The 11,812-nt window shown below is 52.4% G+C and carries 11 protein-coding genes, 1 pseudogene and 1 riboswitch; of the genes and pseudogenes, 7 read left to right on the top strand and 5 right to left on the bottom strand.

Going from position 1 to position 11,812, the window contains the following annotated elements:
- Window positions 1–607 (top strand): annotated as a pseudogene (locus PsW74_RS29490) (D-alanyl-D-alanine carboxypeptidase); the annotation flags it as partial.
- Window positions 608–630: 23 nt separating this feature from the next.
- Here the strand turns inward: PsW74_RS29490 and PsW74_RS28520 are convergent.
- The 5 genes from PsW74_RS28520 to ispH form a co-directional block, all read right to left on the bottom strand.
- Window positions 631–915, bottom strand: a complete 285-nt coding sequence (locus PsW74_RS28520) for a PilZ domain-containing protein (RefSeq protein ID WP_082826818.1) — start codon at window positions 913–915, stop codon at window positions 631–633.
- Window positions 916–1,178: 263 nt separating this feature from the next.
- Complete coding sequence (locus tag PsW74_RS23410; protein ID WP_063287215.1) at window positions 1,179–2,108, bottom strand: YegS/Rv2252/BmrU family lipid kinase; 930 nt, start codon at window positions 2,106–2,108, stop codon at window positions 1,179–1,181.
- 23 nt (window positions 2,109–2,131) lie between these two features.
- Window positions 2,132–2,584, bottom strand: a complete 453-nt coding sequence (rnhA, locus tag PsW74_RS23405; protein ID WP_057462906.1) for a ribonuclease HI — start codon at window positions 2,582–2,584, stop codon at window positions 2,132–2,134.
- Window positions 2,581–3,546, bottom strand: a complete 966-nt coding sequence (locus PsW74_RS23400; RefSeq protein ID WP_063287216.1) for a homoserine kinase — start codon at window positions 3,544–3,546, stop codon at window positions 2,581–2,583. Before PsW74_RS23400 ends, rnhA begins: the two co-directional genes overlap by 4 nt.
- A 2-nt stretch (window positions 3,547–3,548) precedes the next feature.
- Window positions 3,549–4,544, bottom strand: a complete 996-nt coding sequence (ispH, locus tag PsW74_RS23395; protein ID WP_193757735.1) for a 4-hydroxy-3-methylbut-2-enyl diphosphate reductase — start codon at window positions 4,542–4,544, stop codon at window positions 3,549–3,551.
- A gap of 210 nt (window positions 4,545–4,754) precedes the next feature.
- Between ispH and PsW74_RS23390 the strand changes: the two genes are divergently transcribed.
- The 6 genes from PsW74_RS23390 to PsW74_RS23365 all read left to right on the top strand — a co-directional run bounded on the left by PsW74_RS23390 (window position 4,755) and on the right by PsW74_RS23365 (window position 11,803).
- On the top strand, window positions 4,755–5,342 hold the full coding sequence (locus tag PsW74_RS23390) for a hypothetical protein (RefSeq protein ID WP_057462917.1): 588 nt from the start codon (window positions 4,755–4,757) through the stop codon (window positions 5,340–5,342).
- Between the two features lie 120 nt (window positions 5,343–5,462).
- A riboswitch (glycine riboswitch) is annotated at window positions 5,463–5,557 on the top strand.
- Window positions 5,558–5,756: 199 nt separating this feature from the next.
- A complete protein-coding gene (gene gcvT / locus PsW74_RS23385; protein ID WP_063287218.1) occupies window positions 5,757–6,899 on the top strand; it encodes a glycine cleavage system aminomethyltransferase GcvT in 1,143 nt (380 codons plus the stop codon).
- Between the two features lie 69 nt (window positions 6,900–6,968).
- Window positions 6,969–7,340 carry a glycine cleavage system protein GcvH gene (gene gcvH / locus PsW74_RS23380; RefSeq protein WP_057462902.1) on the top strand — a complete coding sequence of 124 codons (372 nt, stop codon included), beginning with the start codon at window positions 6,969–6,971 and terminating at the stop codon, window positions 7,338–7,340.
- A gap of 167 nt (window positions 7,341–7,507) precedes the next feature.
- A complete protein-coding gene (gene gcvPA, locus PsW74_RS23375) occupies window positions 7,508–8,857 on the top strand; it encodes an aminomethyl-transferring glycine dehydrogenase subunit GcvPA (RefSeq protein WP_063287219.1) in 1,350 nt (449 codons plus the stop codon).
- The gene (gene gcvPB, locus PsW74_RS23370) at window positions 8,854–10,443 is read left to right on the top strand and encodes an aminomethyl-transferring glycine dehydrogenase subunit GcvPB (protein ID WP_063287220.1); all 1,590 of its coding nucleotides are present in this window, start codon (window positions 8,854–8,856) and stop codon (window positions 10,441–10,443) included. Before gcvPA ends, gcvPB begins: the two co-directional genes overlap by 4 nt.
- A 175-nt stretch (window positions 10,444–10,618) precedes the next feature.
- Window positions 10,619–11,803 carry a glycosyltransferase family 61 protein gene (locus tag PsW74_RS23365; protein WP_063287221.1) on the top strand — a complete coding sequence of 395 codons (1,185 nt, stop codon included), beginning with the start codon at window positions 10,619–10,621 and terminating at the stop codon, window positions 11,801–11,803.
- Window positions 11,804–11,812: the final 9 nt, after the last annotated feature.

The following is an 11,812-nucleotide window of genomic DNA, read 5'->3' as shown; positions in this document are numbered from 1 at the left end:
AAGCCACTTTGTTAATGCCAACGGCTTGTTCGAACCCGCTCAGCAAACATCCGCACGTGATCTGGCCATTTTGGCGAGCGAAGTTTATCTGCGCTTCCCTCAATACCGGGATGTGTTCGCCACATCAAAAGTGCTCATTGATGGTGCCGAAATCAAATCTTACAATGAGTTGCTGACAAGATTGCCGGGCACAGTCGGCATGAAGACTGGTTTTGTCTGTTCATCTGGCCGCAATATCGTTGCACTTACAGATCATGGCGGGCAGCGCTTTATGGCTGTTGTTCTTGGTGCAACGACGGGGCGGGAGCGCAGCGAAAGAGCAGCTAAACTCCTGACTGAGGCAATGACTGGTGAACTGACCCCCAATGGTCTGCAGCTGAATGAAATTGCAAACGACCTCCAACGTCAGCCCGAAAATATGCGTAAACGGGTGTGTAGCAGCCAAAGTGCAGCCTACGAGGCGCAGCAAAACAAGCGCTATCCGATGGGGATCGGCAGAAACAAGAGTTACCTGAAGGCGGCGGTGAAGCACAAAAGCCATAGCATCCGCACTTGGAAGGCTGCTGTGGGTTTTAGCGGCCCGCTACCCTATCCAAAGCCAAAGTAACTTGTTGCAATGCCTGCCACATGTCAGAGTTTGGCAGGCTTGGAAGTGAACTTGATACCGGCTTCTTCGCAATGCAGCCAGACGACCTTGCCGCTGAAGGAAAGTTTACGGGCTGGCACCTGAATTTTCACCATGTCACCGGACACGAGCTTTCCGGTATTGATCAGCAGCCGACAACCACCGTTGCTGATGTCCTCAATCACGCAGGATCGGTTGAAATTATCCGTAAGCAGAACAGCGGGCCAATGACAGGCATGCCGTTTATAGTCCCGGTTTTCTATTTCTAAAAGTTTCGGACGAGGTATCATGAGACCGCCGGCCCTTACATCAATATACGATAACTAGAATCATTAGTTTGGAAAACTGATGTACGCATTATCAATTATATATTGCGCAGATGTTAACGTGCGAGCGGCCTATCGTCTCAGCCTAAGCTATTCATATCATGAAGGAAAATGAGAAAATTCGGCTCTAAATATGTTGAGCGTACAGGTTGACTGTAACCTGCGGGAAGCACTACGTAAATTTGAGGCTGTAATCATCAAGTGGATTATCAAAGGGAAGAGCTGTTCTATTTTCCAGAAATAATCGTCAATTCACAGTCGCCAACAGAAACCTCAAGCGGTGTGCCGCCAAATGGCTCTCCGTCGATTTGAACTGCCGCTGCGCGATAGGCATCTATGCGGGCAGTTCTGATTGCCTTGCACTCAACATTACGGGATTTTGCGACGCTGCCAGTAAGTAAGCGGCATGCGTATTTGAAGAGCGCCCACACCCCGTCCTCTTTGAAGACCAGTAGATGCAGTTTCTTCTCCAGAATGGACGCATCAGGCACCACGAGGTGTTTACCAGCGTAGTAGCGGCCATTGGTGATCAAGGCCATCGCGCACTGCAGCTCTTCATCGTCTGCCCGCACTTTAAAGCTGCCTTTGCGGCGCGAAAATGCAAGCTGAGCCGCAATGAAGAGATAAGCAAACCGACCGTAACGTCGCTTCAGACGTAGTGGTACAACATGCACCACTTCTGCATCAAAGCCGGTTGATGTGGAAAGGAAGAACGGGCGTCCATTGGCAAAACCATTGTGCAGTTTCTTCGTCTTGCCTGCGATGATGGTCTTGGCAATCTCTTGCGGCGTACTCGGCACACCCAGCTCATGAGCAAGCACATTTGCGGTGCCCAACGGAATAATCGCCAGATGCGGTTTCATTCCGCGCCCCAACAAAGCAGAAGCAGCCTCACTCACAGAGGCATCCCCACCAGCAACAGCCAGAATATCCGTGCTTAGGTCAGGGTCCGTGCAAGTCTCAGCAATCTCGCTTGCACGGCTGGTGAGTTTCAGCTCCACCTTCATCCCGGCGTCTTCAAGGCACTGCACAATCTCTGTGATGTTTTGAAAACGGAAAGATGTCGCAGTCGGATTGGCAAGAATAAGCACACGCTTGGCTTTGCGTGATTTCTTTTTCGCCTCTTCCGGCCGAGAGTGGGGAAGCTGGTTTTCCATAAACCTGACCTTGCCTTCCCGACTTACTTGGATTTCTGAAAGGGTTTCATACCCTTGCGGGCAAGCTCATCAGCACGTTCGTTTTCTTCGTGCCCGGCATGACCTTTGATCCAGTGCCATGCAACATCATGCCGTTGTGCTGCCGTATCCAGCAGTTGCCATAAATCAGCGTTTTTAACGGGTGAGTTGGAAGCAGTCCGCCAGCCCTTGCGCTTCCAGTTATGCATCCACTGCGTAATGCCGTTTTTCACATAGGAACTGTCGGTATAAAGATCGACGGCACAAGAGCGCTTCAGGGAATCAAGAGCCTGAATGGCTGCCATCAACTCCATGCGGTTGTTGGTCGTATCAGGCTCGCCGCCGCACAATTCTTTCTCATGCTCGCCAAAGCGCAGCAGCACGCCCCAGCCGCCAGGTCCCGGGTTGCCGGAGCAAGCTCCATCAGTCCATGTCTCAACACGTTTGGTATCGGTCATTTATCCAGCCCGTATGCACTCGCATTGGATACGCCACGATGGAACCTGAGTTTATGCAGGTATTCAAGTGGATCTTTCGGAACAACAAGCGCACCTTCCGGCACCGACAGCCAGTCGTAAAGACGGGTCAGCAGGAAGCGCAGCGCTGCACCACGACACAGCAAAGGCAGGTTGTCGAATTCAAGCTCGCTGAACGGGCGCACACTGCGATAACCTTCCAGCAATGCCCGTGCTTTCGTGACGTTGAACATGCCATCCGGTTCAAAGCACCAGGCGTTGATGCAGATTGCCACGTCATAGGCAAAGGCATCATTACAAGCAAAGTAGAAGTCGATCAGACCGGAAAGTTCTTTGCCCAGATAAAACACATTGTCCGGGAATAGGTCAGCATGAATAACACCGTTTGGCAGTTCTTTCGGCCACAGTGCCTGTAGCTCATCCAGTTCCGCAGTCAGCTCTTCTGCAAGGCCAACCTTCACTTCATGCGCGCGCTCACGGCTGGCATCTAGTAAAGGAGCCCAACCATCAACACTCAGAGAGTTTGGTCGCTTGATCTCAAAGTCAGCGCCTGCCAGATGCATCCGCGCCATGCCTTTACCCAGCTCTGCGCAATGCACCAGTTGAGGCTTACGAACCCACATACCATCAAGGAAGGTAACCATGGCCGCAGGACGTCCCGCAAGCTCGCCAAGCATCTGATCATCACGGTCAATAAGCGGAGTAGGGCAGTTCAGGCCATTACTGGCAAGATGCTGCATCAGTCCCAGAAAAAACGGCAAATCATCAGGATTAACGCGTTTTTCGTAGAGCGTCAGGATGTAATAACCCGTCTCCGTATGAACCAGATAGTTGGAGTTCTCGACACCTTCAGCAATGCCCTTGTAAGAGAGCAAATTGCCAATGTTGAAACGGTCGATGAAAGCGCCCAGCTCTTCATCGGAAACATCGGTATATACAGCCATAACTATTCAGCCGGACTTGTTCCGCTAGGCGCGGCAGCGGTCCGTAACTCTTTCGGTAAATTGAATGAAATGTCTTCTTCAGCAGTTGTAACGGTTTCCAGTGTCACATCATAATGCTCACGGAAGGATTCAACAATTTCTTCAACAAGGATTTCAGGGGCAGACGCACCGGCGGTGATGCCGATTGTTTTTGCACCTTCAAAATCATCCCAGAAGATCTCGGAGGCTCGCTGAATGAGGAAAGCCTTGTCACAACCTGCTCTCTCACCAACTTCGCGCAAGCGCTTGGAGTTGGAGGAGTTTGGTGCACCAACAACAATCATGGCATCGCACTTTGGTGCAATTTCCTTCACAGCATGCTGGCGATTGGTTGTTGCGTAGCAGATGTCATCCTTGTGCGGCTTCGCAATGGTTGGGAAGCGTTCTTCAAGAATTTTGACAATCTCTTCTGTGTCATCAACAGAAAGAGTCGTTTGAGAAATCCATGCCAATTGCCGGTCGGTCTTCGGTTTAAACTGGCGAGCATCCTCTGCTGTCTCAATAAGAGAAACACGTCCACGCGGCAGCTGACCCATGGTGCCAACAACTTCTGGATGGCCTTTATGACCGATTAGCAGAATTTCGCGCTCACGCCTGTCATGCAAAATAGCTTCTTTGTGCACCTTGGAAACCAGCGGACAGGTGGCATCAAGGAAGAACAGATTACGCAGTCGCGCAGCCTCTGGTACAGATTTCGGTACACCGTGTGCAGAAAAAATAACGGGACGGTCGTCTACCGGTATCTCATCTAATTCCTCAACAAAAACAGCACCTTTGTTGCGCAGAGATTCAACCACATACTTATTGTGAACGATCTCGTGGCGCACATAAACAGGAGCACCGTATTTCTCGAGAGCGAGGTCGACGATCTGGATCGCGCGATCAACACCGGCACAAAAGCCACGTGGAGCGCAAAGAAGAATTTTGATCGGTGCCTTTGTGGTCGGCGTAACCTGCATGATGTATTCCTGAGTTTTGACTTTGAGCAATTGAAGGATGTTGACTGCCTCTGTCAAGAAAAAGAGTTTTTAATCGGGCATCAAGGGCTGATTTTCTCCAATATTCAGCCTGTCAGCTTCCTCTACTGTGTTTCAGGTGCCTGATGTATCTCGCCATTTGCGTTTGTGGCTGATATAGAAACAAAAACTGCAGGTAAATTTGGGATTCGTATGGTGGGCAATTTATTGGCAAAATCACTGCTCAAAAACACAGGCCGGGCAATTCTTCTGGCAGCACTTGGTGCTTCACTGGCAGGTTGCGGCAGCTTTATGTCATCGGACAACGAGCTGGAAGCTTCCTCTACAAACCCGCCTGCAACTGAGAAGACCTTTGATCTGTCCGTTCTTCAGGCGCCAGCCTTATGCCCCGCTTTGCAGGAGCTTTCAGGAACAACCATCCTGACGGTGTACCCGCGCGGAAAAGAAAAGACGCCTGAGAATCTGAGCTATCAGGCCATCATCAGGGATTGGGCGCGTACTTGTAAAAAGTCCGGTCAGAATTCCGCGATGAAATTAGGCATCGCTGGCAACATTACACCCGGTCCAACCTGGAAAGGCGGCGAAATTTTGCTTCCTGTGCGTGTAGCAGTCACACAAGGTGTGGATGGCGGAGAAAAAACAATCTACTCCAAACTCTTCAGCGTTCCTGTCACTTTAGGGGCCGGATCGCCGTCTGCGACATGGGCATTTGTGGAAGAAAATATTATCCTTCCGAATGAACCGGGACAAAATGTTGTCTTTGGATTCGACGAAAAGTAAAAAATAGGTTAGTAAGTGATTACAGCTTGGCGTCATAGTGTCGCGCCAGCCTTCTTGAATGACACGTTGCAGTCGTTCAGGGGGAATACATTCGCCGGTCTGAGGAGGGCTGGCGCGTGATAGAGCTGTGCGGGAGAGAATAAGCCACCCATTGGGTTATCGCCGAAGGAGCAACCGCCCCGGAAACTCTCAGGCAAAAGGACCGCACAGTAAGCAACACTCTGGAAAGCAGTGCCGAGCACGCAATCCTGCTGGATCGCATGTTAAGGCTCTCACCGAAGGAGTAACCATTCTGGTTTTTGTAGCTGCCAGCGTGGGAAATCTCTCAGGTTCTCGAGACAGAGGGGGCGTACTCGATCATTCCGCGACTTTGGAATGGTCGTTGATGTGTACGCCACTGTCTGAGGGGACCATATGGCTGAAGCTGCAGACCTGCTAAAAACACCGCTTTTCGATCTTCATGTAGAGCTTGGCGCTAAAATGGTGCCGTTCGCTGGTTATGATATGCCAGTGCAGTTCCCGCTTGGCGTGATGAAAGAACACCTCTTCACACGTGAAAGCGCAGGCCTCTTTGATGTGTCTCACATGGGGCAGGCTTGGCTCGTAGGCCCAGACCACGCAACCACTGCTGCTGCTCTGGAAACACTTGTTCCTTCCAACATGAAGGAACTGAAGCCGGGCAAACAGCGTTACACCGTTCTGCTCAACGACAACGGCTGCATCATTGATGACCTCATGGTCTCTCGCCCTCTGGCGAGCGAAGATGATGGTCGCCTCATGCTCGTCGTAAATGCTGCATGTAAAGACAACGACTATAAAATCATCGCAGCAGCCCTTCCAGAAAACGTAAAGCTTGAGATCGTTGAAGATCGCGCATTGATCGCAATCCAAGGTCCAAAAGCTGCTGAAGTGATGGCGCTGCACGCACCAGAAGCTGCAGAAATGGGCTTCATGGAAGCGCGTCCTCTGGAATTTGACGGCATCTCCGTTATCGCCTCCCGCTCTGGTTACACTGGCGAAGACGGCTATGAGATTTCCATTCCTGCTGGCGCTGCTGAAGCAGTTGCAAAAGCGCTGCTCGCAGATGAGCGCGTTGAATCCATCGGGCTTGGCGCTCGTGACAGCCTGCGTCTTGAAGCAGGTCTTTGCCTTTATGGTCACGACATCGACGAAAACACCACACCTGTTGAAGGCAATATCACCTTCTGCATGCAGAAGCGCCGTAAAGAAGCAGGTGATTTCCCAGGTGGTGAACGTGTGCTGAAACAGCTGGCTGAAGGCACCGAAAATCTCCGTGTAGGCTTGCTGCTTGAAGGCCGTGCACCAGCACGTGAAGGCGCAGAAATCCGCGTCCCGGGTACAGAAGAAATTATTGGCCGCGTCACATCTGGCGGTTATGGGCCAACTCTCGGCGCACCAGTTGCGATGGGCTATGTCCCGTCCAATCTGGCAGAAATTGGCACAGAATTAGAGCTTGTGGTCCGTGGCCGCGCGCTTCCTGCTAAGGTTGCTGAGATGCCGTTTGTAGCGCAGCGCTACTACCGCAAACCAAAATAATTCCGGTGAGGGCAGCGGGCTGCCCCAATCACATTTCAATCGACAAACGACAGTGTAGGGAACGCTTAAATGAGCACATATTTCACAAAAGACCACGAGTGGCTGAAGGTTGAGGGAGACGTAGTAACCGTCGGTATCACTGAGTTCGCACAGAGCCAGCTGGGCGATGTTGTGTTCGTCGAACTGCCAGAAAACGGCAAAACCGTCGATCAGGACGATGAAGTTGCTGTTGTGGAATCCGTGAAAGCTGCATCTGAAGTATATGCGCCGCTCGATGGTGAGATCGTTGAAGGCAACGAACTGCTCGTTGATGAGCCTGCAAAAGTGAATGAAGACCCAGAAGGCGCTGCATGGTTCTTCAAAATGAAGCTCGGGAATGCTGCACAGCTAGAAGCCCTGATGAGCGAAGCTGACTACAAAGCATTTGTAGAAACGCTTTAAGGCAAAGCGTACTCCCGAAAAGCCCGACCGGTTTTCGGAATAAGAATACGCAATAAGCCAGAAGCCGTTCATCACCTGCCATGCACGACAGCCGCATGGCAGGAAATGGCAGAAGCCCTGTTCGCTTTTGCTGCAATGTGCATCAGACAATCTGATGGAGAGAGAACATGCGGTATCTTCCGCTTTCAGACAACGACCGCGCCGACATGCTGGCGCGTATCGGCGTAGACTCAATCGATGAGCTGTTTGCCGATATCCCAGAGGCCGTTCGCCTTGAAGAACTGACAACCTTGCCGCGTCGCAAGACCGAAATGCAAGTTGAGCGCCAGCTCAGTGCAATGGCGAACAAGAATGTCAGTGCCGGATCTCTACCGTTCTTCGTTGGGGCAGGGGCGTACAAACACCACGTGCCAGCAACGGTTGATCATCTGATCCAGCGTTCTGAATTTCTGACAAGCTACACCCCGTATCAGCCAGAAATCACACAGGGCACGCTTCAGGCACTCTTCGAATTCCAGACACAGGTGGCAAACCTGACTGGAATGGAAGTCGCCAACGCGTCCATGTACGATGGATCTACCGGCACAGCTGAAGCTGTGTTGATGGCGCACCGTGTAACCCGCAAGAAAAAAGCGATTCTTTCCGGTGGCTTGCATCCGCAGTACCGTGAAGTGGTTGAAGGTGTTTCTGCAAAACTGCCTGGTGCATCTGTTGCGGCCCTGCCGGCAGACCCAACTGGTACAGAAGATATTCTGGCACAGATCGACGACGAAACCTCCTGTGTGGTGGTTCAGTCTCCGTCCTTCTACGGTCAGCTGATCGATCTGAAGCCGATTGCAGAAAAAGCGCACAAGCACAAAGCTCTGTTGATCGCAGTGTTCACTGAAGTTGTTTCCCTCGGCCTTCTGGAAAGCCCAGGTGCTCAGGGCGCGGACATCGTGGTTGGCGAAGGCCAGTCCATCGGTAACCCGCTCACCTTCGGTGGCCCTTACGTTGGTCTGTTTGCAACCCGCCAGAAGTACATCCGCAACATGCCGGGTCGTGTTTGTGGTGAAACAACGGATGCAGAAGGCAAGCGCGGTTTCGTGTTAACCCTCTCCACCCGTGAGCAGCACATCCGTCGTGACAAAGCGACTTCCAACATCTGCACCAACTCCGGTCTGTGTTCCTTGGCGTTCACCATCCACATGACCTTGTTGGGCGGCAAAGGCCTTGCACGCCTTGCTCGCATCAACCACATGAGCGCAGTTGCACTGGCAGATGCTCTTTCTGCGGTTGAGGGTGTTGAAGTGCTGAACTCCGCGTACTTCAACGAGTTCACAATTCGCACGCCAAAGAATGCACATGACGTGATTGAAGCTCTTGCTGCAAAGGGCGTTCTGGGCGGTGTTCCTGTTTGCCGTCTGGACAAATCCGGTGGTGATATCGACAACCTGATCGTTGTTGCAAGCACAGAAGTGAACACCGATGAGGACCGTGCAGCCTACGCGCAGGCTCTGAAGGAGGTGCTGGCATGACTATGAGCCATAAAGGACGTCCAACACGCGCTGGTGAAGCTGGCCCCCCAATGCCGCACCAGACCTTTACGGGCAACAAAGCATTGGACATGGAAGAGCCGCTCATCTTTGAGATCGGCCACATGGACAACTGCGGTGTGGACCTTGACGAGCCAATGGACTTCGTTCCACGTCTCGGCAACCACATGCGTAATGAGCCAGTAGAGCTTCCAGCTCTGTCCGAACCGGAAACCATGCGCCACTACGTCCGCATGTCCCGCAACAACTATGCAATTGATTCAGGCCTGTACCCACTGGGTTCCTGCACCATGAAGCATAACCCGCGCCTCAACGAAAAGGTGGCGCGTCTGCCGGGCTTTGCTGACATTCACCCGCTGCAGCCAATCTCTACAGTTCCGGGCGCTTTCGAGCTGATCTCTGAACTGGCTGACTGGCTGATGGAACTCACCGGCACCAACGCTGTGGCCATGAGCCCGAAAGCTGGTGCTCACGGTGAGCAGTGCGGCATGATGTCTATCAAGCACGCAATTGCAGCCAAAGGCGAAGAACGTTCCATCGTTCTGGTTCCGGAAAGTGCGCACGGCACCAACCCGGCAACCGCTGCTCTGGTTGGCTACAAAGTTGTCTCCATTCCAGCTCGTGAAGACGGCACAGTGGCCGTGGAAGCTGTGATCGAAAAGATCGAAGCCCACGCAGGTCAGGTGGCAGCGCTTATGCTCACCAACCCAAACACCTGTGGGCTGTTTGAGCCAGAAGTGATTGAGATTGCAAACGCAATCCATGAAGCTGGTGGCTACTTCTACTGCGATGGCGCAAACTTCAACGCGATTGTTGGCAAGGCAAAACCGGGTGATCTTGGCATTGACGCCATGCACATCAACCTGCACAAAACCTTCTCCACGCCGCACGGCGGAGGTGGCCCGGGTTCTGGTCCGGTTGTTCTGTCTGATCGTCTGGCACCATATGCACCGCTTCCATTCATCCGCAAAAACGGAGATGAGCTGGAAATTGTTGAGACAACCGATCAGCTGAAGGACGGCGAACAGCCATTTGGCCGTATGACCGCATTCTTCGGTCAGATGGGTATGTATGTACGCGCACTGTCTTACATGCAGTCTCACGGCTCTGATGGCCTGAAGCAGGCATCTGAAGATGCTGTGCTGAACGCCAACTACGTCCGCGTTGGCCTGCAGGACCTGATGACCCTGCCATTCGGCGTGAAGCCATGCATGCACGAAGTTCTGTTTGATGACAGCTTCTTAAATGACACTGGCGTCTCCACGCTCGACTTCGCAAAAGCGATGATCGACGAAGGCTACCACCCAATGACCATGTACTTCCCACTGGTCGTAAGTGGTGCAATGTTGATTGAACCAACCGAAAGCGAAAGCCGCGCTTCTCTGGACCTGTTCGTCGCAACCATGCGCGATCTGGTGATGAGTGCAAAAGCAGGCGAAAAAGATCGCTTCGAAGGTGCTCCGTTCCTGGCTCCGCGCCGTCGTCTGGATGAAACAGCGGCTGCGCGTAAACCAATCCTAAAATGGGTGGCTCCAGAACCAACCAAGGTGGAACCAGAACTCGCGTAACAACGCGTTTTTTGGAAAAACTTACAGCCCGGCTCTTGCAAAAGACGCCGGGCTTTTTTCTATGCCTCCCCAATCCATTCCCCTGATTATTGATTGATCAGAATATGCGGATACTGGCAGTGTCCTGCCCGGTATACGGTCATTCGTGTTTTCTGGTAATGCGGGTGAGGTGGGGATGCGTAAGGCACCTAAATGGCGCAGTTGGCTGCCAACAAGTCGGCAATTTCGGTTCCGGGTGCAATCAACCCTTGCCAGAACCTTCCCGTCCATTGGGGACAAGAACAACTTCTTTCCAGACAATGCAAACCCAAGGCTCGCGCCAAATGAGCACCTGTTAACCGTTGATGAGCGCAGCTCTCGTGCGCTGCCGCAAGGGGTGCAGGCGTTTTTTGAAGAATATGGCGCATTGGAGCAAAGACGCTACCCGTTGCCAATCACACCTGCCGGTCACACGCAGCTCAGGATGTATAAGCTCGTTGATGCACTGGTCCTCGGCAGCACCGGAGCGACTGTCCTGAAGGCACAGCATCGCCAGATAGAAGCAGCTGCTCCCAACACCATGCGGTTTGCGCGGTTAAAGGACAGAACGATCCAGACTGCGGCTATCAACATGCTGGGCATGGCAGCTGGTCATCGCCACTACTACCACTTCCTGTGTGATGTGGCGTTCCCGCTTCTGTTTCTGCTAGAGCAACTGGGGCCGCTGACATTCCCGCTGAAAATACTGCTTCGGGAAAATCTCCCAGAGTTTCAGAAAGAGTTTTACGAGCATCTGGCTCAAGAGACGCCTCTTCTCAGTCTGGAAGAGTGCAAAGCGAACGAACGCATCCATTGCAAGACGCTGTTTCACTGCACGCCAGCAATGAACTGCGAATACAGAGTCCCAGCCAGCGAGCAGGCAGCATCTATGGTTGCAACGCATTATCTGGCAGCATACCAACTTGATATGCACAAGACGCCAGCCACAAGGCTCTATATCGCGCGGGATGATGCAAAAACACGCCGAATAGTGAACGAGAAGTCACTCAAAGAGCAGTTGGAGGCACGGGGTTTTCAAAGCGTCATTCCCGGCAAACTAAGCCACAAAGAGCAGGTAGAACTCTTCAACAACGCCAGGATCATCGTTGGAACCCACGGCGCAGGCCTGACAAACCTGCTGTTCACACAAGCAGGCGGCAAGCTGATTGAGATCTTCCCCGCAGATTACGTCCAGAGCGCTTATGCATGGCTCGCACATGTACGGGGACTAAGATACGCGCCGGTTATTGGAGAAAAGAGCGGGGCGCACCAACACTTCTCTCTGTCTCAAAATGCAATTGGACAGATCCTGCACGAAGTTGATGCTTTGGAACTCGCTTAAATCGACTTC

It is taken from the genome of Pseudovibrio sp. W74 (genome assembly GCF_001623085.1).
Classification (GTDB): Bacteria; Pseudomonadota; Alphaproteobacteria; order Rhizobiales; family Stappiaceae; genus Pseudovibrio.
Note: the sequence above shows the minus strand (reverse complement) of the source record. Positions and strands in the feature narration are given on the sequence as shown.

Coding starts and splice junctions, on each gene's coding strand:
- PsW74_RS28520 (WP_082826818.1), bottom strand. CDS start 915: ATGATACCTCGTCCGAAACTTTTAGAAATAGAAAACCGGGACTATAAA.
- PsW74_RS23410 (WP_063287215.1), bottom strand. CDS start 2,108: ATGGAAAACCAGCTTCCCCACTCTCGGCCGGAAGAGGCGAAAAAGAAA.
- rnhA (WP_057462906.1), bottom strand. CDS start 2,584: ATGACCGATACCAAACGTGTTGAGACATGGACTGATGGAGCTTGCTCC.
- PsW74_RS23400 (WP_063287216.1), bottom strand. CDS start 3,546: ATGGCTGTATATACCGATGTTTCCGATGAAGAGCTGGGCGCTTTCATC.
- ispH (WP_193757735.1), bottom strand. CDS start 4,544: ATGCAGGTTACGCCGACCACAAAGGCACCGATCAAAATTCTTCTTTGC.
- PsW74_RS23390 (WP_057462917.1), top strand. CDS start 4,755: ATGGTGGGCAATTTATTGGCAAAATCACTGCTCAAAAACACAGGCCGG.
- gcvT (WP_063287218.1), top strand. CDS start 5,757: ATGGCTGAAGCTGCAGACCTGCTAAAAACACCGCTTTTCGATCTTCAT.
- gcvH (WP_057462902.1), top strand. CDS start 6,969: ATGAGCACATATTTCACAAAAGACCACGAGTGGCTGAAGGTTGAGGGA.
- gcvPA (WP_063287219.1), top strand. CDS start 7,508: ATGCGGTATCTTCCGCTTTCAGACAACGACCGCGCCGACATGCTGGCG.
- gcvPB (WP_063287220.1), top strand. CDS start 8,854: ATGACTATGAGCCATAAAGGACGTCCAACACGCGCTGGTGAAGCTGGC.
- PsW74_RS23365 (WP_063287221.1), top strand. CDS start 10,619: ATGCGTAAGGCACCTAAATGGCGCAGTTGGCTGCCAACAAGTCGGCAA.